Annotated in this window: 21 protein-coding genes; 18 read left to right on the forward strand and 3 right to left on the reverse strand. The window is 72.7% G+C overall.

Translation table 11 applies throughout. The annotated features are described in order from the left end of the window. Nucleotides 1-2: 2 nt before the first annotated feature. The 6 genes from JIAGA_RS0110650 to JIAGA_RS0110675 all read left to right on the forward strand — a co-directional run bounded on the left by JIAGA_RS0110650 (nucleotide 3) and on the right by JIAGA_RS0110675 (nucleotide 7,044). Complete coding sequence (locus JIAGA_RS0110650; protein ID WP_026875647.1) at nucleotides 3-980, forward strand: ABC transporter substrate-binding protein; 978 nt, start codon at nucleotides 3-5, stop codon at nucleotides 978-980. 56 nt (nucleotides 981-1,036) lie between these two features. Further along, nucleotides 1,037-2,011 carry an acetylxylan esterase gene (locus tag JIAGA_RS0110655; RefSeq protein ID WP_026875648.1) on the forward strand — a complete coding sequence of 325 codons (975 nt, stop codon included), beginning with the start codon at nucleotides 1,037-1,039 and terminating at the stop codon, nucleotides 2,009-2,011. A gap of 259 nt (nucleotides 2,012-2,270) precedes the next feature. After that, nucleotides 2,271-4,547 carry an alpha-L-fucosidase gene (locus JIAGA_RS33025; RefSeq protein ID WP_051425948.1) on the forward strand — a complete coding sequence of 759 codons (2,277 nt, stop codon included), beginning with the start codon at nucleotides 2,271-2,273 and terminating at the stop codon, nucleotides 4,545-4,547. Nucleotides 4,548-4,610: 63 nt separating this feature from the next. Further along, entirely contained in the window at nucleotides 4,611-5,450 is an 840-nt protein-coding gene (locus JIAGA_RS29000) for an IclR family transcriptional regulator (protein ID WP_035812398.1), read from the forward strand. Next, complete coding sequence (locus JIAGA_RS0110670; RefSeq protein WP_026875649.1) at nucleotides 5,447-6,103, forward strand: bifunctional 4-hydroxy-2-oxoglutarate aldolase/2-dehydro-3-deoxy-phosphogluconate aldolase; 657 nt, start codon at nucleotides 5,447-5,449, stop codon at nucleotides 6,101-6,103. The genes JIAGA_RS29000 and JIAGA_RS0110670 overlap by 4 nt, the downstream gene beginning before the upstream one ends. Then, entirely contained in the window at nucleotides 6,100-7,044 is a 945-nt protein-coding gene (locus JIAGA_RS0110675; protein WP_026875650.1) for a sugar kinase, read from the forward strand. Before JIAGA_RS0110670 ends, JIAGA_RS0110675 begins: the two co-directional genes overlap by 4 nt. Before the next feature lie 24 nt (nucleotides 7,045-7,068). Here JIAGA_RS0110675 and JIAGA_RS29005 read toward each other — a convergent pair whose 3' ends face one another. Continuing rightward, the gene (locus JIAGA_RS29005) at nucleotides 7,069-9,258 is read right to left on the reverse strand and encodes an MMPL family transporter (protein ID WP_051425949.1); all 2,190 of its coding nucleotides are present in this window, start codon (nucleotides 9,256-9,258) and stop codon (nucleotides 7,069-7,071) included. 166 nt (nucleotides 9,259-9,424) lie between these two features. Between JIAGA_RS29005 and JIAGA_RS0110685 the strand changes: the two genes are divergently transcribed. Continuing rightward, on the forward strand, nucleotides 9,425-10,042 hold the full coding sequence (locus tag JIAGA_RS0110685) for a TetR/AcrR family transcriptional regulator (RefSeq protein ID WP_211239605.1): 618 nt from the start codon (nucleotides 9,425-9,427) through the stop codon (nucleotides 10,040-10,042). Continuing rightward, nucleotides 10,039-10,653 (forward strand): SanA/YdcF family protein, encoded by a 615-nt coding sequence (locus tag JIAGA_RS29010; protein WP_084469611.1) that lies wholly within the window; start codon nucleotides 10,039-10,041, stop codon nucleotides 10,651-10,653. Before JIAGA_RS0110685 ends, JIAGA_RS29010 begins: the two co-directional genes overlap by 4 nt. A 46-nt stretch (nucleotides 10,654-10,699) precedes the next feature. On the opposite strand, the gene JIAGA_RS0110695 is transcribed toward JIAGA_RS29010, so the two are convergent. Further along, nucleotides 10,700-11,512: an SDR family NAD(P)-dependent oxidoreductase gene (locus tag JIAGA_RS0110695; RefSeq protein ID WP_026875652.1), complete on the reverse strand. Its 813-nt coding sequence runs from the start codon at nucleotides 11,510-11,512 to the stop codon at nucleotides 10,700-10,702. 95 nt (nucleotides 11,513-11,607) lie between these two features. Between JIAGA_RS0110695 and JIAGA_RS0110700 the strand changes: the two genes are divergently transcribed. The 4 genes from JIAGA_RS0110700 (at nucleotide 11,608) to hisB (ending at nucleotide 15,278) form a co-directional block, all read left to right on the forward strand. Further along, nucleotides 11,608-12,189: a TetR/AcrR family transcriptional regulator gene (locus tag JIAGA_RS0110700; protein ID WP_211239606.1), complete on the forward strand. Its 582-nt coding sequence runs from the start codon at nucleotides 11,608-11,610 to the stop codon at nucleotides 12,187-12,189. Nucleotides 12,190-12,250: 61 nt separating this feature from the next. Beyond that, on the forward strand, nucleotides 12,251-13,588 hold the full coding sequence (gene hisD, locus JIAGA_RS0110705; RefSeq protein ID WP_026875654.1) for a histidinol dehydrogenase: 1,338 nt from the start codon (nucleotides 12,251-12,253) through the stop codon (nucleotides 13,586-13,588). Beyond that, nucleotides 13,585-14,682 carry a histidinol-phosphate transaminase gene (locus JIAGA_RS29015; protein ID WP_035812400.1) on the forward strand — a complete coding sequence of 366 codons (1,098 nt, stop codon included), beginning with the start codon at nucleotides 13,585-13,587 and terminating at the stop codon, nucleotides 14,680-14,682. Before hisD ends, JIAGA_RS29015 begins: the two co-directional genes overlap by 4 nt. Continuing rightward, the gene (gene hisB, locus JIAGA_RS0110715; RefSeq protein WP_026875655.1) at nucleotides 14,679-15,278 is read left to right on the forward strand and encodes an imidazoleglycerol-phosphate dehydratase HisB; all 600 of its coding nucleotides are present in this window, start codon (nucleotides 14,679-14,681) and stop codon (nucleotides 15,276-15,278) included. Before JIAGA_RS29015 ends, hisB begins: the two co-directional genes overlap by 4 nt. Before the next feature lie 11 nt (nucleotides 15,279-15,289). Here hisB and JIAGA_RS0110720 read toward each other — a convergent pair whose 3' ends face one another. Beyond that, nucleotides 15,290-16,468, reverse strand: a complete 1,179-nt coding sequence (locus tag JIAGA_RS0110720; RefSeq protein WP_051425952.1) for an alpha/beta hydrolase — start codon at nucleotides 16,466-16,468, stop codon at nucleotides 15,290-15,292. Between the two features lie 29 nt (nucleotides 16,469-16,497). Between JIAGA_RS0110720 and hisH the strand changes: the two genes are divergently transcribed. The 6 genes from hisH to JIAGA_RS29020 all read left to right on the forward strand — a co-directional run bounded on the left by hisH (nucleotide 16,498) and on the right by JIAGA_RS29020 (nucleotide 23,286). Further along, a complete protein-coding gene (gene hisH, locus JIAGA_RS0110725; RefSeq protein WP_026875657.1) occupies nucleotides 16,498-17,133 on the forward strand; it encodes an imidazole glycerol phosphate synthase subunit HisH in 636 nt (211 codons plus the stop codon). A gap of 2 nt (nucleotides 17,134-17,135) precedes the next feature. Continuing rightward, nucleotides 17,136-17,876 carry a class I SAM-dependent methyltransferase gene (locus JIAGA_RS0110730; RefSeq protein ID WP_157552981.1) on the forward strand — a complete coding sequence of 247 codons (741 nt, stop codon included), beginning with the start codon at nucleotides 17,136-17,138 and terminating at the stop codon, nucleotides 17,874-17,876. Nucleotides 17,877-17,973: 97 nt separating this feature from the next. Beyond that, nucleotides 17,974-18,705, forward strand: a complete 732-nt coding sequence (gene priA / locus JIAGA_RS0110735) for a bifunctional 1-(5-phosphoribosyl)-5-((5-phosphoribosylamino)methylideneamino)imidazole-4-carboxamide isomerase/phosphoribosylanthranilate isomerase PriA (RefSeq protein ID WP_026875659.1) — start codon at nucleotides 17,974-17,976, stop codon at nucleotides 18,703-18,705. Further along, complete coding sequence (gene hisF, locus JIAGA_RS0110740; RefSeq protein WP_026875660.1) at nucleotides 18,702-19,463, forward strand: imidazole glycerol phosphate synthase subunit HisF; 762 nt, start codon at nucleotides 18,702-18,704, stop codon at nucleotides 19,461-19,463. Before priA ends, hisF begins: the two co-directional genes overlap by 4 nt. 242 nt (nucleotides 19,464-19,705) lie before the next feature. After that, the gene (locus JIAGA_RS0110745; RefSeq protein ID WP_026875661.1) at nucleotides 19,706-21,505 is read left to right on the forward strand and encodes an ABC transporter ATP-binding protein; all 1,800 of its coding nucleotides are present in this window, start codon (nucleotides 19,706-19,708) and stop codon (nucleotides 21,503-21,505) included. Further along, entirely contained in the window at nucleotides 21,502-23,286 is a 1,785-nt protein-coding gene (locus tag JIAGA_RS29020) for an ABC transporter ATP-binding protein (RefSeq protein ID WP_051425953.1), read from the forward strand. Before JIAGA_RS0110745 ends, JIAGA_RS29020 begins: the two co-directional genes overlap by 4 nt. Nucleotides 23,287-23,300: the final 14 nt, after the last annotated feature.

Below are 23,300 nucleotides of genomic sequence, written 5' to 3' on the forward strand. Positions count from 1 at the left end.
CCATGAGGAAGCACGCGAGGGGTCTCGGTGTCGCGGCGGCGGCCATGCTGCTGCTGGCGGCCTGTGGTGACGACGGAGGAACGTCCGGTGACGGCGACGGTGGTGGCGACCGTCCGCAGATCGCGCTGGTGTCGAAGGGTTTCCAGCACCAGTTCTGGCAGGCCGTCCGCCAGGGCGCCGAGCAGGCCGGCGAGGAGTTCGACGTGGAGGTCACGTTCGAGGGCCCGGACTCGGAGTCGGAGGTGGCGCAGCAGATCGACATGCTGCAGTCCGCCATCGACCGCGGGCCCGACGCGCTCGGGTTCGCCGCGCTGGACAGCCAGGCGGCCACGCCGCTGATGGAGGACGCGGCCAGCCGCGAGATCCCGGTCATCGCGTTCGACTCCGGCGTCGACAGCGACGTCCCGCTCACCACCGCCGCCACCGACAACCGGGCGGCCGCCGCGCTGGCGGCGGAGAAGATGGTCGAGCTGATCGGCGGCGAGGGCGAGGTCGCCCTGGTGGTCCACGACCAGACCAGCGTCACCGGCGTCGAGCGGCGCGATGGGTTCGTCGAGTACATCGAGGAGAACGCCCCGGGGGTGGAGATCGTCGACATCCAGTACGGCGGCGGCGATCACCTCGAGTCGACCAACCTGGCCACCGCCATCATCCAGGGGAACCCGAACCTGGCCGGCATCTACGGCGCCAACGAGGGCTCGGCCATCGGCGTGGTCAACGCCGTGAACGAACTGGGCATGGCGGGCGAGCTCGTCATCGTGGGCTTCGACTCCGGCCAGGCCCAGATCGACGCGATTCGCAACGGCGTCATGGCCGGCGCCATCACCCAGAACCCGATCGCGATCGGGTACGAGACGGTCAAGGCGGCGGTGCAGGCGCTGGACGGCGAGGAGCTCCCGGAGACCATCGACACCGGCTTCCTCTGGTACGACGCCACCAACATCGACGACGAGGAGATCCAGGCGGTGCTCTACGAGTAACTCGAAGTGGTGGCACTACGCTGCCTGATGCCACCGCGACGTGAAGGGACGCACCCATGCCGTTGTTCGACAAGCCGCTCGCCGAACTGCGTGACTACCGGCCCGAGCGACAGGAAGAGCCCGACTTCGACGAGTTCTGGTCACGGACGCTCGCCGAGGCCGCGCAGTACCCGCTGAACCCGGCGTTCGAGCCGTACGACGCCGCGCTGAGGCTGGTCGACGTCTACGACGTGCGGTACTCCGGCTGGGGCGGGCACCGGATCGCCGGCTGGTTCATCGCGCCCGCCGGAGGCACCGAGCCGCTGCCGACCGTCGTCCACTACATCGGCTACGGCGGTGGCCGCGGCTTCCCGCACGACTGGCTGACCACGGCCGCGGCAGGGTTCGCCACCTTCGTCATGGACACCCGCGGCCAGGGCTCGGCCGGGTCGCCGGGTGACACCCCGGACCCCGTCGGCGGTGACAACCCGCAGACCCCCGGGTTCATGACCCGCGGCGTGCTGAACCCGGACGACTACTACTACCGGCGGGTGTTCACCGACGCCGTCCGGGCGGTCGACGCGGTGGCGTCGCACCCGCTGGTCGACGAGTCGCGCATCGTCATCGGCGGCGGCAGCCAGGGCGGCGGCATCGCAACGGCCGTGGCCGGGCTGCGCTCCGGGCTGGCCGGCGCGATGATCGACGTGCCGTTCCTGACCGGCTTCCGCCGCGCCACCGAGATCGTCGACACCATGCCATACGGCGAGATCACCCGGTACCTGTCCATCCACCGCGACCACGAGGAGCAGGTGTTCCGGACGCTGACGTACTTCGACGGGCCGAACTTCGCGGCCCGCGGGTCCGCGCCCGCGCTCTACAGCGTCGCCCTGATGGACACCACCTGCCCGCCGTCGACGGTGTTCGCCTCGTACAACCATTACGCCGGCCCGAAGGAGATCCGGGTGTGGCCGTACAACAAGCACGAGGGCGGCCAGACCTTCCAGACGGACGAGCAGTTGCGCTGGCTGCGTGACGTGCTGAAGGCCGGCTGAACCGGCACCGTCCGGTGATCATGTTCCCGTGCGGGCGATGGGCGACCGCGAGGGAACATGATCACGGGGTCGGCTGCTCGGAAACCGGTTCATGACCGGATCCGGTCAAGGTGACCTAGCTCAGGCCGCTCACCCTTGACCGGTATCGTCACGCGGCGTTGACTGTGAAGTACGGGCCGGAAACCGGTTACCGGGACTGCTCGGCGCACCCCCGGCCCGACGCGGTGCGCCGGGTACCGACGAGCCGAGGGAGACCGACGTGATCACGCGCAGAGCGGTGCCGGTCGGAGCTGGAGTCCTGGTCATTGCCGGCGCCCTCGGTGCGGCGGCCGCCGAACCCACGCCCGCGCCGACCGGGGCGCCGGCGACCGCGCCCGTCGGCGACTACGAGCCCACCGTCGAGTCGCTGTCCCGGCACGAGACGCCCGAGTGGTTCACCGACGCCAAGCTCGGCATCTTCATCCACTGGGGGCCGTACTCGGTGCCCGCCTATGCCCCGCCCGGCGGTGGCGCGCGGCCGGGCTCGGACGTCTACGCCGAGTGGTACTGGTACGAGATGAACCAGCCGGGGAGCCCGACCCACCAGCACCACGCGGAGACCTACGGCGAGGACGTGCCCTACGACGCGTTCGTTGAGCAGTGGAACCCCGTTCGCTTCGACCCCGAGCAGTGGCTGGACCTGTTCGCCGACGCCGGCGCGGAGTACTTCGTGCTGGTGTCCAAGCACCACGACGGCGTGGCCCTGTGGGACAGCGACACGACCGACCGTGACACGGTCGCGATGGGGCCGCGGCGTGACCTCGTCGCGGACCTGTTCGAGGCGGCCGACGACCGCTCGATGCGAACCGGCCTGTACTACTCGCTGGCCGAGTGGTACCACCCCGCCGGCGGCTGGGATCCGCCGCGCGGCCACAGCCTGGAGGAGGGGCCGGTCAACCCGTACACGGGCGACCCGGTGCCGTACACCGGCTACGTGCCGGTGTCCGACGACGTGCTGGACCACCAGTACCCGCAGATGCTCGAACTCGTCGACCGGTTCGACCCGGACATCATCTGGTGCGACATCGGGCCGCACGTGCCGCACAACAGCAACGAGTTCATGGCCTTCTACTACAACCAGGCGAAGAACCGGCCGCAGCCCAAGGACGTCGCCGTCAACGACCGCTGCGGCAACGACGTGCACGACTTCGTCACGCGCGAGTACCGCAACCAGCCGGCCATCGATCCGAACCCGTGGGAGGCCACCCGCGGCCTCGGCCGCTCGTTTGGTTACAACGCCGAGGAGGGGCCGGAGGTCTACCTGAGCGCCGACCAGCTGATCGACAGCTTCGTCGACACGGTGAGCAAGAACGGGAACCTGCTGCTGAACATCGGGCCGATGGCCGACGGCTCGATCCCGGACATCCAGGCCGACCGGGTGCGGGCGCTGGGCGCCTGGCTCGACGTGAACGGCGAGGCGATCCGCGGTGCCACCTACTGGACCCGCGCCGACGACGCGCACAGCAACGTGCCGGTGCGCTACACGGTCAACGACGGCGTGCTCTACGCGACCGCCCTGCAGTGGCCGGGCGAGGAGCTGGTCCTGTCCGGCGAGGTGCCGCTGGCGGCCGGCAGCACCATCACGCTGCTCGGTTCCGGCGGGGAGCCGCTGCCGTGGCGGCGCGACGGCCGTCAGGTCACGGTCACGATGCCCGCTGCCGGCGCCGCGGCGACGACCAGTGAGCACGCCTACACCTTCGAGATCAGCACGCCCGGGCTCACCGACGTGCGCGACGTCGTTCGCACCTCGCTCGACGTCCCGGACAGCGCCGAGCCCGGCGAGTCGTTCGTCGCCACCGCCACCGTGACCAACCCGGGCGACCGGCACTCCGCGAGCGTGCGCGTCGAGCTGGGGGTCCCGGCGGGGTGGTCGGTGGCGCCGCGGCGCGACGTGCTCGGCCCGATGGCGCCCGACGAGTCGGCCACGGCCGAGTTCGTGGTGACGCCGCCCGCCGGGACCGCGACCGACCAGTACCAGCTCACCGTCGTGACGTCGGCCGCCCACGTGGGTCAGGTCACCGGTGCCCCGGTGGTCGTCGGCTTCGAGAGCGCCGTGGACGTCGTCGCTCCGGCAAAGCTGAGTCCGGGCGTGATGGCGGTCGAGGGTGCGGAGTACTACGTCGACCGTGACGTGACGCTGCGCTCGCTGCCGGCCGAACTGCGCGGCGCCACGATGATCCGCGGCGCCAACGACGACAAGCGGCTGACCGATCCGGAGTACCTCGTCGTCGACGCGCGCCGCGACCTCGACCTCTACGTGGCGCTGGACCCGCGAGGCGCACCGGAGAACGGCGGCTGGTGGCCGGCCTGGCTCGAGGAGCTCGGCTTCCGCCCGACCGGCGAGGAGATCGCCAGCGCCGGCGACGACGCCCAGCCGGCGCTCAGGCTGTTCAAGCTGGAACGGCCGGTGGCGGCGGGCGAGCGGATCGTCCTCGGTGGCAACGGCGCGACGACGGGTAGCTCTGGTACGTACGTCACCTTCGCCGTGCCGCGTTGAGCCAGGGCTACACTGGGCCCGTCCACACAATGGCGTTGTGCAGAGCACACCACGGGATGGGTCGTGGAACGGAACACCTCATCGTCGCTCCGGCGCGGGCTCGCGCTGCTCGACGCCGTCAGGGCCGCGACGCCGGCCGGTGGTGCGACGCTGAGTGAGCTGGCCCTGGCCGTCGGCGTGCACAAGAGCTCCGCGCTGCGGCTGCTCCAGCCGATGACGGAGACCGGGCTGGTCCGGGTGGGCCACGGCCGCTACGTGCTCGGTCCCCGTACGGCCCAGCTGGGGCGGGTGTACCTCGACTCCGTCGACCTGCGTGCGCTGGCCCAGCCGGCGCTGCGTCGCCTGGTCGAGCGGTCGGGGGAGTCGGTGCACCTCGTCCTGCCCGACCTGCCGCACATGGTCTACATCGACAAGATCGACGGGCCGGGGCGGGTGCGCATGAACTCGTCCATCGGGTCCCGGCAGCCGTGCCACTCCACCGGGGTCGGGCGCGCCTATCTCGCCTTCGCCGGCAGCGACGCGGTGGAGCGGGTCATCGCGCTCGGGCTGACCGCCCGGACCACCCGCACCGTCACCGATCCGGACGAGTTCCGCGCGCTGCTCGCCGCCGTCCGGGAGCGCGGCTACGCCGTCGACGACGTCGAGAACGAGGACGACATCCGCTGCGTCGCCGCCCCGGTGTTCGACCACGCGGGCACGGTGACGGCGGCGCTGTCGGTCTCCGGGCTGGCCACCCGGGTCACGCCGGAGCGGGTCGGCCCACTCGGCGAGCTGGTCGCGGCTGCCGGCCACGAGGTCTCCGCCCTGCTCGGCGCCCCGCCGCCCGAATCTCCGCACGCCGGCACCGTTTCGCCGTCCGCACGGACAACACCGTCCGCACCGTCCAGAGAGGACACTCCATGAGCGTCGACCGCATCGCCCCGAGCGCCCAGCTACGAGACACCGGGGTCATGGCGATCCTGCGCGCCCGTTCGGCCGACCGCTTCGCCGACATCAGCCGCACTCTGGTCGCCGCCGGCATCACCTGCCTGGAGATCACCCTCACCTCGCCCGGTGCGCTGGAGGCGATTCGTGCCATCCGCCAGGAGCTGCCCGGCAGCGTCGATGTCGGCGCCGGGACGGTGACCGACGCGGAGCAGGCGCGGGCCGTCGTCGAGGCCGGCACGGGTTTCGTGGTCTCGCCGTCGGTGGAGCCGGACGTGGTGGCCGTCGCCCGCGAGGCCGGCATCCCGGCGTACCCGGGCGCGTTCACGCCGACGGAGGTGCTGGCGGCGTGGCGGGCCGGCGCGAGCGTCGTGAAGCTGTTCCCGGGCTCGGCGGTGGGGCCGTCGTACATCAGGGCGCTGAACGGGCCGTTCCCGGACATCGAGATCATGCCGACCGGCGGCGTCAGCCTCGACAACATCGGCGACTGGATCCGGGCCGGCGCGGCCGGTGTGGGCCTGGGCGGCCCGCTGCTGGGCGACGCCGCCGACGGTGGGGACCTCGGCGCCCTGGCCGAGCGGGCCGCGAAGGCCCTGGCCGCCGTCCGCGCCGCGAAGGGCGACGCCGCGTGAGCGGCGGGCTGGTCACGCTCGGCGAGGCGATGGCCCTGATGGCCGCCGCCGAGGTGGGCGGCTGGTCGCACCACCGCGACCTCAAGCTGTCCGTGGCCGGGGCGGAGCTGAACGTCGCCGTCGGTGCGCGCCGGCTCGGCGCCGCGGCCACCTGGATCAGCCGGGTCGGCGCCGACGGGTTCGGTGAGCTGATGCTGCGTGAGCTGCGCGCGGAGGGTGTCACCGCCGTCGCGGCGGTCGACGACACCCGGCCGACGGGCCTCATGGTGAAGGAGCGGCCGACGAGCCAGCGCACCCATGTCCGGTACTACCGGGCCGGTAGCGCGGCCTCGGCCATGACGGCGTTCGACGTGCCGGTGGACGTGGTCGCGCAGGCCTCGGTCCTGCACGTCACCGGCATCACGCCCGCGCTCGGACCGGGTCCGGCCTCGGCCGTCCAACTGGCCATCGACACCGCCCGCCGGCACGGCACCACCGTGTCGCTGGACGTCAACTACCGCTCCGCGCTGTGGAGCCGCGCCGACGCCGGTGCCGCACTCGAGCCGCTGGTCCGCAAGGCCGACGTGGTCTTCGCCGGCCCGGAGGAGGCGGCGCTGATCGTGCCGGACGGCGAGCCGGAGCAGCTGGCCCGGGCGCTGTCCGACCTGGGGCCGAAGCAGGTCGTCATCAAGCTCGGCGGTGACGGCGCGGTGTCCCTGGTCGACGGTGTCGCGCGCGTGACGCAGGCGGTGCCGGTGACGGTGGTCGACACCGTCGGCGCCGGGGACGCGTTCGTGGCCGGTTACCTAGCCGAGCTCATGGACGGCGCCGAGGCCGGTCAGCGACTTTCGACGGCGGCCGCCGCGGGGGCGCTGGCCTGCACCGTCCTCGGCGACTGGGAAGGCCTGCCTACCCGAGCCGATCTCGCGGCCCTCGGCGACACGGAGTCCGTCCAGCGCTGAGCCAGCCCACCTCCCCCATGATCATCAAGACTTGACCCGGTCATAGCCGGGTGAAGTCTGGATGATCAAGGGGGAGTCCTCGCGCAGACCGATCCGGGCGTGCAGGCGCCGCAGGGGGTCCGGCGCCCACCAGTTGGCCCGGCCGGCCAGCCGCATCAGGGCCGGCATCAGGACGCCCCGGATCACGGTCGCGTCGACCAGTACCGCCAGCGCCATGCCGATGCCTAGCTGCTGCAGGAACACGATGTCGCTGCTGGCGTACACGGCGAACGAGGCGGCCAGGATGACGGCGGCGGCGGTCACCAGCGGCGCGGACCGGGCGATGCCGCGCGGCACCGAGCCGATGACGTCGCCGGTGCGGTCGTAGTCCTCCTTGATCCGGGCCAGCAGGAACACCTCGTAATCCATCGACAGGCCGTAGGCGATGCAGAACATCAGCAGCGGAATGCTCGGTTCGATCACCCCGGTGGGCGTGAAGCCGAGCACGCCGGCCAGCCCGCCGTTCTGGAAGCCCCACACCAGCACCCCGAACATCACCGACAGGCTCAGCAGGTTGAGCACCGACGCTTTCAGCGGCGCCACCACCGAGCCGGTCATGAGGAACAGCACCACGAATGTGACGCCCAGGATCAGCGCCGCCACCAGCGGCAGCCGCTCGACGACGCCGTCGCGGTAGTCGGTGAGCTCGGCCGGGTAGCCGCCGACGAGCACGTCGAACGGCGCCGCCAGCTCGCGCACGTCGGCGACCAGCCCGGTCGGGTCATCGGCCAGCCGTTCGCCGGTGGGGACGACGGCGAACCACGCGCCGGTGCCGTCGGCGTAGCGGGCGGGGTCGGCGGCAGCCGCCACCCGTGCGCCGTCGGCGAACGAACCGGCCGCGGAGTCCACGCGGTGGACGCCGTCGAGCGATGACAGCGCGGCCGCGTACGGGGCGATGTCGCCGTCGTCGGCGGCCGGCGCCACCACCTGCACGGCGTCGGCGTCCTCCGTCGTGAAGTCCGCCCGGATGGTGTCGTACATGTCCCGGACCGGCTGGCCGGCCGGGAGGACGCGGTCGTCGGGGGAGCCGAACTCGACGCCGGCGGCCGGTGCGCCCAGGCCGAGCAGCACCACGAGCGCCGCGCCGCCGCTGACCAGGGGCCGGCGCATCACCGTCGTCGACAGCCGATGCCAGAACCCTTCTTCACGCCCGGAGCCGGTGGCGCCGCGCCGCGCGGCCCGGTGTCCCAGCAGCGTGAGCGCGGCCGGCAGGACCACCGTCGCCCCGAACACGGCCGTCAGGACCACGGCGATGCCGGCGTACGCGAACGACGACAGGAACGGGAACGGGAAGACGAACAGCACCGCCAGCGACGCCGCCACCGTGGCCCCGCTGAACAGGACCGTGCGGCCGGCACCGGTCACCGCGGCGCGCACGGCGTCCGGCACCGGTAGGCCGCGAGCCAGCTCCTCGCGGAACCGGTAGGTGACGAACAGGCCGTAGTCGACGCCCAGCCCGATGCCCATGACCAGCGCGATGTTGGACGCGAACGTGGAGACCTCGGTGAACACGGTGACGACGCGCAGGATGGCCAGCGTCCCGACGACGGAGAACAACCCGACCCCGAGCGTCACCAGGGCCGGACCGAGCCGCCGGTACACCAGCCACAGCAGCGCCCCGACCAGCGGCAGGATGATGAGCTCGGCTCGCAGGAAGTCGGTGCGGGCCTGTTCGGCCACGACGCGGAAGACCTCGTCACCACCGCCGATCTCGACATCGATGGGGCCGCCGGGGTCGCCGAAGGACTCCTCGATGCCGGGCAGGACGTCGCCGCGCACGTGGTCGGCGTCGCCGGGCACCCAGGCCAGCACCAGGGCGTGGCGGCCGTCCTCGCTGCGCAGCGTGTCGGTGGCATCGCTCCAGTAGGACCATGCGTCGCCGACACCCGGGTGGGCGGCCAGTTCGTCGGTCAGCGCGGCGCCGGCGGCCGCGACGGCAGCGTCGTCGACGGTGCCGTCCTCGGCGGTGACCAGCAGCGCGACGTTGGAGGTGCTGGTGTCGAACTGTTCGGCCAGGGCGTCGCGGGCCTGCAGGGACTCCGAGCCGGGAGCTTCGTAGCGGTTCAGCGCGAGGGCATCGACGACGGACGCGGCCAGAACCCCCGCGAGCAGGAACAGCAGGACGGATCCGGCCAGGACGCGGCGCGGTGCGCGGGTGACGTAACGGCCGAGCATGATCGGCGGCTCCCTCTGGTAGCGTCGGCGAAAAGGCGAGTTGTGACTCGCGTTTTGAGAATACGAGTCATCGCTCGTGTTTGTCCAACGAGTGGGCGGACGCGTCGGCTCGGGCACCTCACGGCGGTGCCGGACGTTGGCGATCAGCGGGAGAAGGGACGGCTGGGTGACGAAACGGCAGGCTCGCGGCGAGCGGCGAATCGAGCAGATCGTGGCCGCCGCGGCGGAGGTGTTCGCCGCGGCCGGCTACGAGGCCGCCACCACCAACGCGATCGCGGCGCAGGCCGGCATCTCGCCGGGCTCGCTGTACCAGTTCTTCGCCAACAAGGACCAGATCGCCCGGGCACTGGCCGAGCGGTACGTCGACGAGCTGGGTGCCGCGCAGGCGGCTGCGTTCGAGACGATCGATCTGGCCCAGGCCCCGCTGGCGGGCATGATCGAGGCGGTGATCGGCCCGCTGGTGGAGTTCAACCTCGCGAACCGGGGCTTCAAGGCGCTGTTCGCACGCGCCGACATGCCGCCGACGCTGACCGAGGCGGTCGCGCCGTTGCACGCCGCGCTGCTCGGCCGGGTGGTGGCCCTGCTGTCTCTGCGCGCGCCCGAGCTACCGGCGGCCGTCGTCGAACGCGCCGCCGTCGTGTCGATCCAGATCGTGCGTGCCATGATGCCGCTGATCGTGGCCGCTGAGGACACCGAACGCGACGCCCTGGTGGGGGAGCTGCGAGCGGCGTTGCACGGCTACCTCGCGCCGATGCTGGGCGACACCACCGGTGGGCCCGGATGAGCCGGCGGCCACGGATGTCGCCGCGGCGGTGGATCGCGCTGGCCGCGGCGGCCGCCGTCGTCGGGCTGGCCGTCCCGACCGTGTGGGCCTACGCCTCCAGCGCCGGGCGCATCCTGTCCGACCCGTCGTCGGCGCCGTCCACCGACGTCACCATGGTCATGGGCGCCGGCGTGCGCGCCGACGGCCGTCCCACCCGGCTGCTGGCCGGCCGGCTGGACGTCGCGGCGGACCTGTTCCACCTCGGCCGCACCCGCACGCTGCTGGTCAGCGGCGGTACCGCCCCCGGCGGGTACGACGAGCCGGCCGCGATGCGCCGTTACCTCGTCCAGGCCGGAGTGCCGGACGAGTCGATCATCGAGGACCCGCTCGGCGTCGACAGCTGGGCGTCGTGCCGCCGGGCTCGCGACGAGTTCGAGCTGGACCGGCTGCTGGTCGTCAGCCAGCGCTTCCACCTGCCCAGGACGGTGGCGCTGTGCCGGTCGGCCGGCATCGACGCGGTGGGCGTGGCGCACGACTCCAAGGAGTCGAACCCGCCCGGGACGCGGCAGGGCTACCTGCGCGAGGTGGCCGCGTCGGTGCCCGCGATGGCGCGCGGCCTCTTCTCCCGGTGATCGACAGGGCGCCGCTGCCCGCTGAGCGGTAGCAACCTCCTGTCGATCACGCGGCGGACTCCTGCGGCGTGTCGAGTGCGCGGCGGGTGACCGATTTCGCGATGGCGGTGACGAGCCGGCGCGGCCGCCGCGGCGTGAGGTGAGCACTCAATGCGTTGCCCAGGCCCGGCACGACATAGGCGCGGTCGCGGTCCAGCCCGCGCAGCCCGGCCCGGACGACCTCATCGGCGGTCATCATCCGCCCGCCGATGGCTGCCTGTTCGCCGACGGCGTCGAAGAACGCGGTGCGGGTCGGTCCGGGGCAGAGGGCGAGTACGCGAACGCCGCGGCCGCGATACTCCGAACGCAGCGCCAGGCTGAAGTTCAGCACGAACGCCTTGCCGGCGCTGTAGGTGGCGAAGTAGGGCGACGGCTGGAAGCCCGCGGTCGAGCCGACGTTGACGATGCCGCCGCGGCCGCGGCGCAGCATGCCAGGGGCGAGCTCACGGCACAGGTCGGCCAGGGCGACGACGTTGAGCATGAGCTGGTCGTGGTCGCGGCCGGGCTCGATCTCCTCGAACCGCCCGGAGCTGCCGAACCCGGCGCTGTTCACCAGCAGGTCGACGGTGAGGCCGCGGGCGGTGAGCTGCGCGGTCAGGTCGTGGGCGGCGCCCGGTCTGGCCAGGTCGTGTGCGACGACGTCGACGGTGACGGCGTGCCGCTCGCGCAGCGTCCGGGCGAGCGCCTCCAGCCGGTCGGCCGAACGCGCGACGAGTACGAGGTCGTGCCCGCGGGCCGCGAGCTGGGCGGCGAACTCCGATCCGATGCCGGACGAGGCGCCGGTGACGAGGGCGGTGGGGCCGGGGATGAACGGCGGCATGGTGGGTGCTCCTAGGGTGACGCGGATTTGCTGTTAACCGCAACAGAAATGTATCAGACGGGTCTCCGAGGTGGAGCGAGATGTATCGTCTGACTGTGACTTCCTCTGATGTGACGGCCGGCGCCCGGCTGCGAGCGGACGCCGAACGCAGCGTCCGGGCGATCCTCGATGCCGCCGAGCGGGTCCTCGCCGCCGATCCCGGCGCGTCGATGGAACAGATCGCGCAGGAGGCTGGGGTCGCGCGCACCACCATCCACCGCCGCTTCGCCACCCGGCAGGCACTCATCGACGCCATGGGTGCCGCGGCGGTCACGCAGCTCGCTGCCGCCATCGACGCGGGCCGGCCGGAGACCGCCCCGCCGCTGGTGGCGCTGCACGAGATCACCGCCAATGTGCTGCGCGTCAAGGTCGGGTGGCGGTTCGCGTTCGCCCAGCCGGCGTCACCGGAGTCACCGGTCGCCGTCGAGCAGGAGCGCATCGCCCGCCGCTGCGTCGACCTGTTCGGCAAGGCCCAGCAGGCCGGCGCCGTCGCCCCCGACGTCGATCTCGAGTGGGCGCGGCGGGTCTACTACGCCCTCATCGGCGAGACGCTCGCCGGCGAGGACGCGGCGGCCGATCCCGACGCCCTCGCCGCCCGGATCGTCGACACGCTCGTGCGCGGCATCGGTCCGCGCTAGTGGCGTCTTGGCATACGGGCAGTGGGTCCGGGTGGTGAGCTGCACACATACACTCGGGTGAGTGATACGCCGCATCGACCTGCGGGGGAGGCTCGCCACCGGTGAGCCCCTCGACTACCGCTCACTCGTACCACGCGCCCCGGTCGACGTCGAGGCCGCACTCGACGCCGTCCGGCCGATCTGCGCGGACGTGCGGCATCGCGGGCTCGCGGCTGTCAAGGAGCTGACGGCGCGCTTCGACGGCGTCGAGCTGGACGACGTGCGCGTCCCGCAGCAGGCCATCGACGACGCCCTGGCCGGTCTCGACCCCACCGTCCGTGCGGCGCTCGAGGAGTCCATCGTCCGGGCCCGCACGGTCCACGGCGACCAGCGGCGCGGCGACGTCACCACCACCGTCGTCCCCGGCGGCACGGTCACCGAGCGGTGGGTCCCGGTCGGGCGGGTCGGGTTGTACGTGCCTGGCGGCCTGGCCGTCTACCCCAGCAGCGTGGTCATGAATGTGGTGCCGGCGCAGGAGGCCCAGGTCGGCAGCCTGGCGGTGGCCAGCCCGCCGCAGCGCAGCGAAGGCGGGCTGCCGCACCCGACCATCCTGGCCGCGTGCGCGCTGCTCGGCGTCACCGAGGTGTACGCGGTCGGCGGCGCACAGGCGCTGGCCATGTTCGCCTACGGCCTGCGCGACGACGACGGCGCCGCCCTCTGCGAGCCGGTCGACCTGGTCACCGGGCCGGGCAATGTCTACGTCGCGGCGGCCAAGCGGCTGCTGCGCGGTGTGGTCGGCATCGACGCCGAAGCCGGCCCGACCGAGATCGCGGTGCTGGCCGACGACTCCGCCGACCCGGTGCACGTCGCCGCCGACCTGATCAGCCAGGCCGAGCACGACCCCCTGGCCGCGTCGGTGCTGGTCACCGACAGCGAGGCGCTGGCCGACGCCGTCGATGGCGAGCTGCGCACCCGGGCCGCCGCCACCAAGCACGACGAGCGCGTGCGCACCGCCCTGTCCGGTGAGCAGTCCGGGGTCGTGCTGGTCGACGACCTCGAACAGGGGCTCGCCGTCGTCGACGCCTACGCCGCGGAGCACCTGGAGATCCAGACCCGGGACGCCGCCGCGGTGGCCGCGCGGGTGCGCAACGCCGGCGCGGTGTTCGTCGGCCCGTGGTCGCCGGTCAGCCTGGGCGACTATGCGGCCGGCTCCAACCACGTGCTGCCCACCGGCGGCAGCGCGCGGCACTCGTCCGGCCTGTCGGTGCAGTCGTTCCTGCGTGGTGTGCACGTGGTCGAGTACGACCGGGCCGCGCTGGAGAACGTCGCCGGGCACGTCCGCGCCCTGGCAGATGCGGAGGACCTGCCGGCCCACGGCGACGCCATCACCGCCCGCTTCGAAGGCGACGACGACCGATGAGCGGCCTGCCCATCCGGGACGAGCTGCGCGGCGTCGAGCCGTACGGCGCCCCGCAGCTCGACGTGCCGGTGTGCCTCAACGTCAACGAGAACCCGTTCGGGCCGTCGGAGCAGCTGGTGGCCGACGCCGCCCGAGCGGTCGCCGATGCCGTCCGCGGGCTCAACCGGTACCCGGACCGCGAGGCCACGACTCTGCGGGAGCGGCTGGCCGGCTACCTCGACCGCGAGTCCGGCGTCGCCCTGCGCACCGAACAGGTGTGGGCGGCCAACGGCTCCAACGAGATCATGCTGCAGATCCTGCAGGCCTTCGGTGGCCCGGGCCGGACGGCGCTGAGCTTCGCGCCCACGTACTCCATGTACCCGGAGTACGCCCGCGACACCACCACGACCTGGGTCACCGCCCAGCGCAACAGCGACTTCTCCATCGACCCGGAGACGGCGCTGAAGGCAGTGGCCGAACACCGCCCGTCGGTGGTCCTGATCGCCTCGCCGAACAATCCCACCGGCACGGCCGTGCCGCTCGACCTCGTCACGGCCGTCCACGAGGCCAGCGACGGCGTCGTCGTCGTCGACGAGGCATACGCGGAGTTCCGCCGCGACGGCGTCCCCAGCGCGCTGTCCCTGCTGGCCGACCACCCGCGGCTCATCGTCACCCGCACCATGAGCAAGGCGTTCGCCTTCGCCGGCGCCAGAGTCGGGTACGCTGCGGCGTCGGAGCAGGTGATCGACGTGCTGCGGGTGGTTCGGCTGCCGTACCACCTGTCGGCGGTCACGCAGGCCGTCGCCGTCGTCGCGCTGGAACACGCCGCGGAGTTGCAGGCCCGGGTCGCGCAGCTGCGCGACGAGCGGGACGCATTGGCGGCCTGGCTACGCGAGATCGGCCTCGAGGTCGCCGACTCCGACGCGAACTTCGTGCTGTTCGGACGGTTCCCCGACCGGCACGCCGTCTGGCAGGGCCTGCTCGACCACGGCGTACTCATCCGTGAGACCGGGCCGGACGGCTGGCTGCGGGTGTCGGTGGGTACCCCCGAGGAGACGACGGCATTCAAGGACGCCCTGGTCAGCGTGACCAGGGAACTGAAGGAGCGCACATGAGCCGCACCGCCAAGGTCGACCGCGCGACCAGCGAGAGCAAGGTCAGCGTCGAGCTGGACCTGGACGGCTCCGGCGTGCACGACATCGCCACCACGGTGCCGTTCTACGACCACATGCTGACGGCGCTGGCGCGGCACTCGCTGATCGACCTCACCGTCCGGTCCGAGGGCGACACCCACATCGACGTGCACCACACGGTCGAGGACACCGCGATCGTGCTCGGCCAGGCGCTGCGCGAGGCGCTGGGCGACAAGGTCGGCATCGTCCGGTACGGCGAGGCCACCGTGCCGCTGGACGAAGCGCTGGCGCACGCCGTCGTCGACGTTTCCGGGCGCCCGTACTTCGTGCACTCCGGTGAGCCGACCGGCCAGGAGTACGTCCTGATAGGCGGGCACTTCACCGGGTCGCTGACCGCGCACGTGCTGGAGAGCATCGCGCACCACGCCGGGATCACCGTGCACATGCGGGTGCTGGCCGGGCGCGACCCGCACCACATCGTCGAGGCCCAGTTCAAGGCGCTGGCCCGGGCGCTGCGTACCGCCGTGGCCGTCGACCCGCGGGAGCGTGGTGTGCCGTCGACGAAGGGTGCGCTGTGACACCAAGGCGGCTACGGCAGGTCGGCGAGGAACGCCGCGAGCGTGGCCTCGTACCGCTGCGGGTCGCGGTTCCAGCTCTGCACGTGCACGGCGTCGGTGCGCAGGTACGTGACGAGGTCGGGCCGCGCCGCCGCGAAGGCGTCGGACGAGGTGACCGGTACCGTCGGGTCGCCGGAACCGTGCACCAGCAGCACCGGGACGTCGAGATCGCCGGCGCGCGCCACCTGGTCCATGGCCCAGACGTTGATGCCGGTACGAGCCCGCACGACCGACGCCGCGACGGTGGCGCCCAACGCCGGCAGGTTCCGCAGCCGCGCCTGGAAGACCAGGATGTCCGGCCAGGACAGTGCGGGGGAGTCGTACACGACACCGGCGACGTTCTCGGAGCCGACCGTGCGCAGGTAGTTGCCGACGACGGCGCCGCCCATCGAGTAGCCGACCAGGACGACGTCGCGGGCGCCGCGGCCGCGGACCTCGTCGACGGCGGCGGCGAGGTCGGCCGCCTCGGTCCAGCCCAGCCCGTACGCCCGCTGCGACGTGGCCGGAGCACCGTCGTCGTTGCGGTAGGCGATGGACAGCTGCGGGTGGCCGAGCCGGTGCAGTGCCGGGATGAGCCGGTGCGCCTCGGCGCGGGTGGCGCCGCGGCCGTGCACGTGCACGATCCAGCGGCCGGCAGGTGTGGCCGCACCGGCCGCGGCTGGTGCGGGAACGAACGTGGCGGGGTAGCGCCCCAGCGGCCCGTCGTACCCGGACTCTTCGACCGGAAGGCCGCTGACCTGGGCGTACACCGCGAGGTCGGCCGGCGCGGCGTAGGAGTCGATGCGCACCTGGGTGCCGGGCGCCGGGCGGTCGGGATAGGGCCGCAGCCCGCGGACGACGACGCCGTCGCCGTCCGCCGTCAGGTCCGCACCCGCCCGCGCGTAGCCGCCCGCCCACTGCAGGCCGGCGACCCCCGGATGGTCGGCGCCCTCACCGGTCAGCGTGACGGTGGAGCCGTCGGCGTCGAGCACCCGGATTGGGTACTCGGGCGGATCCTGGCGCACCCGCAGCAGCTCGTCGGCGAAGTACCAGCCGCCGGCACCGGTGGTAGCCAGGGTGAGCCCCGCTACCGCGGCCGAACCGACGGCCACGCGCCGCGGCCAGCGCCGCGCAACCGGCGGGACGGCACCGGAACGTTGGTCGAGGCTCATGATCGCAGTCTGACATGCCGAGGTGACAGATGAGCGCGCGTCAGGTGGTGGTGCTCGATTACGGATCGGGCAACGTGCGGTCCGCGGTGCGGGCCCTGGAGAAGGTCGGCGCCGACGTCACGCTGACCGCCGACCGGACCGCCGCGGCGGAGGCCGACGGGCTGGTCGTGCCCGGAGTCGGCGCCTTCGCCGCCTGCATGGCCGGGCTGCGGGCGGTGCACGCGCCGCAGATCGTCGGGCGGCGGCTCGCCGGCGGCCGGCCGGTGCTGGGCATCTGTGTGGGCATGCAGGTGCTGTTCGACAAGGGCGTGGAACACGGCGTGACGACGGCCGGAATCGGCGAGTGGCCGGGCACCGTCGAGCGCCTGCACGCCACCCCGCTGCCGCACATGGGGTGGAACACCGTCGACGTGCCGGCCGGTTCGGCGTTGTTCGACGGCATCGAGAACGAGCGCTTCTATTTCGTGCATTCCTACGGCGTACGACGCTGGGAGCTACCCCCACCGGAGCGGATCAAGCCCCCGGTGGTCGTCTGGTCCGAACACGACGGCGACCGTTTCGTCGCCGCCGTCGAGAACGGGCCCCTCGCGGCAACGCAGTTCCACCCGGAGAAGTCCGGTGACGGCGGACTGCGGCTGCTGGAAAACTGGGTGAGAGGGTTGTGACCGTGACCAACTGGGACTCGCAGGCCTACGACCGCGACTTCGCGTTCGTGGCCGCGTACGGTGCTGAGCTGCTGGACTGGCTGGACCCACAGCCCGGCGAGTCCATCCTCGACCTCGGCTGCGGGACCGGTGAGCTGACCGCACGGCTCATCGATGCCGGAGCCCGGGTCATCGGCATCGACGCCGACCCGGCCATGATCGAGGCGGCCCGCGAGCGGCTGGGCGACGCCGCGGAGCTGCGGGTCGCCGACGCGCACGACTTCACCGTCGACGAGCCGGTCGACGGTGTCGTGTCCAACGCCGCGCTGCACTGGATGCCGGCGCAGGTCGAGGTGCTCGGCTGCGTCTCCGACGCGTTGCGCGTCGGCGGCCGGTTCGTCGCCGAGATGGGCGCCACCGGCAACGTCGCCTCGATCACCGCCGCGGTGGACCGGGCCTGCCGTGAGGCCGGCCTGCCGGACCGGGCGTGGCCGTGGTTCTTCTCCTCGCCGGCCGAGTACGCGGCGATGCTGGAGGACGCCGGTCTGGAGATCCGTCAGCTCGACTTCTACGACCGGCCGACGAAGCTGACCGGCCCGGACGGGCTGGCGAAGTGGCTGGGGATGTTCGCCGCCCACGCCGTCGAGGGCCTCCCGCCGGAGGTCGTCCGCCGGGCCGAGGACATCGCCCGGCCCACGCTGTGGCACGACGACGCCTGGTGGGCCGACTACCGCCGCCTCCGGTTCCGGGCCGTCAAGCTCTGACCGCCGCGCGGGAAATGATCACGTTGCGTATGGGTCCTCCCGCTTCCCCATGCGTGCTTGCCTGGGGGAGCGGGAAAAGTCCTGGTGAAGGGGAGTCATGACCACGTTGGAGCTGCTGCCTGCCGTTGACGTCGCCGACGGGCAGGCGGTCCGGCTCGTCCAGGGCGAGGCCGGTACGGAGACCACGTACGGCGAGCCGCTGGCCGCCGCGCTGGCCTGGCAGGAGGCGGGCGCCCCGTGGGTGCACCTGGTCGACCTGGACGCGGCGTTCGGCCGCGGGTCGAACCGGGACCTGCTCGCCGAGGTCGTCGGCCGCCTGGACGTCGACGTCGAGCTGTCAGGTGGCATCCGCGACGACGAGTCGCTGGCCGCCGCGCTGGCGACCGGGTGCCGCCGGGTCAACCTCGGCACCGCCGCGCTGGAAGATCCCGAATGGACGGCGTCGGCGATCGCCCGCCACGGCGACCGCGTCGCCGTCGGGCTGGACGTGCGCGGCACCACGCTGGCGGCTCGCGGCTGGACCCGCGACGGCGGCGACCTGTGGGAGGTGCTGGAGCGGCTGGACCGCGACGGCTGCGCCCGGTACGTGGTCACCGACGTCACGAAGGACGGCACGCTGCGCGGACCCAACCTCGACCTGCTCCGCCAGGTCTGCGAGCGCACCGACAAGCCGGTGGTGGCCAGCGGCGGGGTGTCCGGGCTCGACGACATCGCGGCGCTGCGGTCGCTGGTGCCGCTGGGCGTCGAGGGCGCCATCGTCGGCAAGGCGCTCTACGCGGGCAACTTCACCCTGGAGGAGGCACTGAAGGTGGCCGGGGGCCCGCTGTGAGCGTGGCGGTCCGTGTCATCCCGTGCCTGGACGTCGACGCCGGCCGGGTCGTCAAGGGCGTGCGCTTCGCCGACCTGCGCGACGCCGGCGACCCGGTCGAACTGGCCGCCGCGTACGGGGCCGAGGGCGCCGACGAGCTGGTCTTCCTCGACATCACCGCGTCCAGCGACGACCGCTCCACCACGTACGACATCGTCGCCCGCACCGCCGAGCAGGTGTTCATCCCGCTCACGGTCGGCGGCGGGGTCCGCACCGTCGACGACGTCGACCGGCTGCTGCGGGCGGGCGCGGACAAGGTGGGCGTGAACACCGCGGCCGTGGCGCGGCCGGAGCTGGTCGCCGAGATCGCCGACCGGTTCGGCAACCAGGTCCTGGTGTTGTCGGTCGACGCGCGCCGCGGCGGCGGCACTGAGTCCGGGTTCGAGGTGACGACGCACGGCGGGCGGCGCGGCACCGGCATCGACGCGGTCGCCTGGGCCGCGAAGGCCGCCGAGCTGGGCGCCGGCGAGATCCTGCTGAACTCGATGGACGCCGACGGCACCAAGGACGGCTACGACATCGAGATGCTGGCCGCGGTGCGCGCCGCCGTCGGTGTCCCGGTGATCGCCAGCGGGGGAGCGGGCGAGCTGGCGCACTTCGCACCGGCGGTCGAGGCCGGCGCCGACGCCGTGCTGGCCGCCAGTGTCTTCCACTTCGGTGACCTGAGCATCGCGGACGTGAAGGGCGCCATCACCGCGGCCGGTCACCCCGTCAGGTGACGATCCGGTTCACGACCTTTCCTTGATCATGGCGGGTTTTCTGCTGCCCTAGCCGTACGAACCCCGCCGTGATCATGGACGGACCGGATTGGCGTAGGCGGAATCCGGCGCCGGGAAACCGGGTTCAGGGGTGTCGGTGGCGGTTGGTACCGTACGAAGCCGGGCACCCCACGGTTGGCGACCTGCGTTCAGCATGTCCTGCGACAGCCGTGGCCGCGACGTGACGCAAGAGAGCGAGTGATGTGAGGGACGAGCGGCAGGCGACGCTGCGCGAGGGGGTCCGCATCCTCGTCCGGGCTCTGCGAGACGAGCCGGTCCTACTCGGTGTCGCGGTCGCCGGCAGCGCCGTGTACGGCATCGCCACGGTGGCGGCGGCCGAGGTCATCGGGCGGGTCACCGACCGGGTGGTGGTGCCGGCGTTCCGCGACGGTGAGACCACGACCGGTGCACTGGCCCTGGCCGCGCTCGCGATCATGGTGACGGCCCTGGTCAAGGCCGGCGGCATCGTGGTGCGGCGGTACTTCGCCGGCCTCGGGCAGTACTCGCTGAACGCGCGCTACCGGCGCCGGGTCACCCGCCAGTACCTCCGGCTGCCGTTGTCGTGGCATCACCGGCACTCCACCGGCAAGCTGCTGTCCAACGCGAACGCCGACGTCGAGGCGACGTTCTGGCCCATCGCGCCGCTGCCGTTCGCGCTGGGTGTCGTGGTCATGCTGGTGTTCGCGCTGGTGTCCATGTTCCTGGCCGACCCGCTGCTGGCGCTGGTGGGCGCGCTGGTGTTCCCGGCCATCCTGCTGCTCAACTTCGTCTACCAGCGGCGCCTGTCGCCGCTGGCCACCCGGGCACAGGCGCTGCGGGCGGAGCTGTCCGGGGTGGCGCACGAGTCCTTCGACGGCGCGCTCGTGGTCAAGGCCATGGGCCGCGAGGCCGACGAGACGGCCCGCTTCGCCAAGGTCGCCGGGCAGCTGCGCGACGCCAACGCGTCGGTGGGACGGGTGCGCGGCGCGTTCGACCCGATGCTGGAGGCGCTGCCCAACCTCGGGGTGCTCGCGGTGCTGGTCATCGGGTCGGCGCGGGTGGCGGACGGCACGCTCGAGGCGGGCGCCCTGGTCCAGGTCGCCTACCTGCTGACCATCACGGCGTTCCCGATCCGGGCCATCGGCTTCGTGCTCGGCGAGCTGCCCCGTGCCACCGTCGGCTGGCGCCGCGTCTCCGCGGTGCTCGACGCCACCGGGGCGCTCCCGCACGGCACCGGCCGGCTGCCGGCGCACGGCAACGCGGCCCACCTCGGTGTCCAGGACGTCACGTACTCCTACGTCGAGGGCACGCCGGTGCTCGACGGCATCCACCTCGACGTCGAGCCCGGCCGCACCGTCGCCGTCGTCGGATCCACCGGCTCCGGCAAGTCGACGCTGGCCAGCCTGCTGGTCCGGCTGGTCGACCCGGGAACCGGCGCCATCCTGCTCGACGGCACCGACCTGCGCCAGCTGGAGCCCGGCTCCGTCGCCGGCGCGGTGTCGCTGGTCTTCCAGCAGCCGTTCATCTTCGAGGACACCGTGCGCGACAACGTCACGCTGGGTCTCGACATCGGCGACGACGACGTCTGGGCCGCGCTTCGGCTGGCCCAGGGCGCCACCTTCGTCCGCGAGCTCGAGGGCGGCCTCGACGCCCGCATCGGCGAGCGCGGCGCCACCCTGTCGGGCGGTCAGCGGCAACGCCTCGCGCTGGCCCGGGCGCTGGCGCGCCGGCCGCGGCTGCTCGTCCTCGACGACGCCACCAGTGCCGTCGACCCGGAGGTGGAGCGGCGCATCCTGGCCGGGCTGCGCGACGCGGCGCTACCGTCCACCGTCGTCGTCGTGGCCTACCGGCGGGCCACCATCGCGCTGGCCGACGAGGTCGTCTACGTCGAGGACGGCCGGGTGTCCGCCCGCGGCACGCACACCGACCTGCTCACCACCTCGCCCGGGTACCGCGACCTCATCACCGCCTACGAGCGCGATGCCGCCGAACGAGCCATGGACCGCACGGAGGACGCGTCGTGAGCACAACATCGCGCCTCGGTGACGTCCGCGTCTCCTCCGCGTGGCAGACGCTGCGGCGGGGCATCGCGCTGTCGCCGGAGATCACCCGCGGCCTCACCCTGACGCTGCTGCTGGCCGCCGTCGCCACGGCCGGGCGGGTCCTGGTGCCGATCACCGTCCAGCAGACCGTGGACCGCGGCCTCAACGCTCCCGGCGGGGCCGACCTCGGGTACGTGCGCCTGATGGTCGCGCTGGCCGCCGTCGGCGTGCTGATCACGGTCGTGGCGGCCTACTTCATGAACCGGCGCGTGTTCAAAGCCAGCGAGGCCGGTCTGGCGACGCTGCGCACGAAGGCGTTCCGGCACGTGCACGACCTCTCGGTGCTGACCCAGGACACCGAGCGGCGCGGATCGCTGGTGTCGCGGGTCACCAGCGACGTCGACACCATCTCCCAGTTCGTCCAGTGGGGCGGGCTCATCATGCTGGTCAGCATCGGCCAGCTGATGATCGCCACGGTCCTCATGGCGTTCTACTCCTGGCAGCTGACGCTGCTGGTGTGGGTCTGCTTCCTCCCGCTGTTCCTGGCGTTGCGGACGTTCCAGCGGATGCTGTCCGCGGCGTTCATGACGGTGCGCGAGCGCGTCGGTTCGATGCTGGGCTCCATCTCCGAGTCGGTGGTCGGGGCGCAGGCGGTGCGCGCCTACGCCGTCGAGGCACGCACCCAGCAGCGCATCGACGACGCCGTCGAATCGCACCGGAAGTCGGCCGCCCGGGCGCAGCGCCTGGCGGCGACGGCGTTCTCCACCGGCGAGGTGGTGGCCGGGCTGGCCAACGCCGCCATCGTCGTCGTCGGCGTGCTGCTGGGCGTGGCGGGCGACATCACCCTGGGCCGGCTGCTGGCGTTCCTGTTCCTTGTCACCCTGTTCGTGGCGCCGGTGCAGGTGGGCACCGAGGTGCTCAGTGAGGCACAGAACGCCATCGCCGGGTGGCGGCGGGTGCTGGGCATCCTCGACACCCCGGCCGACGTCGTCGACCCCGGCCCGGACGGCGTGGCCCTACCGCGTGGGCCGGTCGACGTCCGGTTCGAGAACGTCTCCTACGCCTACCCGAACGGCCCGACCGTGCTGCACGACGTCGACGTCGCCATCGCCCGGCACACCAGGGTGGCCGTGGTCGGCGAGACCGGCTCGGGCAAGACGACGTTCGCGAAGCTGCTCACCCGGTTGATGGACCCGGTCGGCGGCCGGGTGCTCGTCGACGGCACCGACCTGCGCGACGTGCGCTTCTCGTCGCTGCGCGAGCGGGTGGTCATGGTGCCGCAGGAGGGCTTCCTGTTCGACGACACGCTGGCGGCCAACCTGCGCTACGGGCGGCCCGGAGCCACCGACGACGACCTGTGGCTCGCCATCACCGAACTGGGGCTGGCCGACTGGGCGCAGACGCTGCCGGCCGGCCTGGACACCCAGGTCGGGCAGCGCGGCGAGTCGTTGTCGGCGGGAGAGCGGCAGCTGGTCGCGCTGGCCCGGGCCTACCTGGCCGACCCCGACCTGCTGGTGCTCGACGAAGCCACCAGCGCCGTCGACCCCGCCACCGAGGTGCGGCTGGCCCGTGCCCTGGAGGGCATCTCGCGCGGCCGGACGTCGGTCACCATCGCGCACCGGCTGTCCACCGCCGAGGCCGCCGACGAGGTGTTCGTCTTCGACAAGGGCCGCCTGGTGGAGGCCGGCCCGCACGCCGAGCTGGTGCAGAAGGGCGGCGTCTACGCCGCCCTGCACACTGCCTGGATCAGTCAGTCCCGGTGAACGACACAGGCGCC

It is taken from the genome of Jiangella gansuensis DSM 44835 (genome assembly GCF_000515395.1).
GTDB classification, from domain to species: domain Bacteria; phylum Actinomycetota; class Actinomycetes; order Jiangellales; family Jiangellaceae; genus Jiangella; species Jiangella gansuensis.

What these genes read in the sequence shown, in the direction of transcription:
- JIAGA_RS0110650 (WP_026875647.1), top strand. Translation starts at nt 3, where the DNA reads ATGAGGAAGCACGCGAGGGGTCTCGGTGTCGCGGCGGCGGCCATGCTG.
- JIAGA_RS0110655 (WP_026875648.1), top strand. Translation starts at nt 1,037, where the DNA reads ATGCCGTTGTTCGACAAGCCGCTCGCCGAACTGCGTGACTACCGGCCC.
- JIAGA_RS0110670 (WP_026875649.1), top strand. Translation starts at nt 5,447, where the DNA reads ATGAGCGTCGACCGCATCGCCCCGAGCGCCCAGCTACGAGACACCGGG.
- JIAGA_RS29005 (WP_051425949.1), bottom strand. Translation starts at nt 9,258, where the DNA reads ATGCTCGGCCGTTACGTCACCCGCGCACCGCGCCGCGTCCTGGCCGGA.
- JIAGA_RS29010 (WP_084469611.1), top strand. Translation starts at nt 10,039, where the DNA reads ATGAGCCGGCGGCCACGGATGTCGCCGCGGCGGTGGATCGCGCTGGCC.
- JIAGA_RS0110695 (WP_026875652.1), bottom strand. Translation starts at nt 11,512, where the DNA reads ATGCCGCCGTTCATCCCCGGCCCCACCGCCCTCGTCACCGGCGCCTCG.
- JIAGA_RS29015 (WP_035812400.1), top strand. Translation starts at nt 13,585, where the DNA reads ATGAGCGGCCTGCCCATCCGGGACGAGCTGCGCGGCGTCGAGCCGTAC.
- hisB (WP_026875655.1), top strand. Translation starts at nt 14,679, where the DNA reads ATGAGCCGCACCGCCAAGGTCGACCGCGCGACCAGCGAGAGCAAGGTC.
- JIAGA_RS0110720 (WP_051425952.1), bottom strand. Translation starts at nt 16,468, where the DNA reads ATGAGCCTCGACCAACGTTCCGGTGCCGTCCCGCCGGTTGCGCGGCGC.
- hisH (WP_026875657.1), top strand. Translation starts at nt 16,498, where the DNA reads ATGAGCGCGCGTCAGGTGGTGGTGCTCGATTACGGATCGGGCAACGTG.
- priA (WP_026875659.1), top strand. Translation starts at nt 17,974, where the DNA reads ATGACCACGTTGGAGCTGCTGCCTGCCGTTGACGTCGCCGACGGGCAG.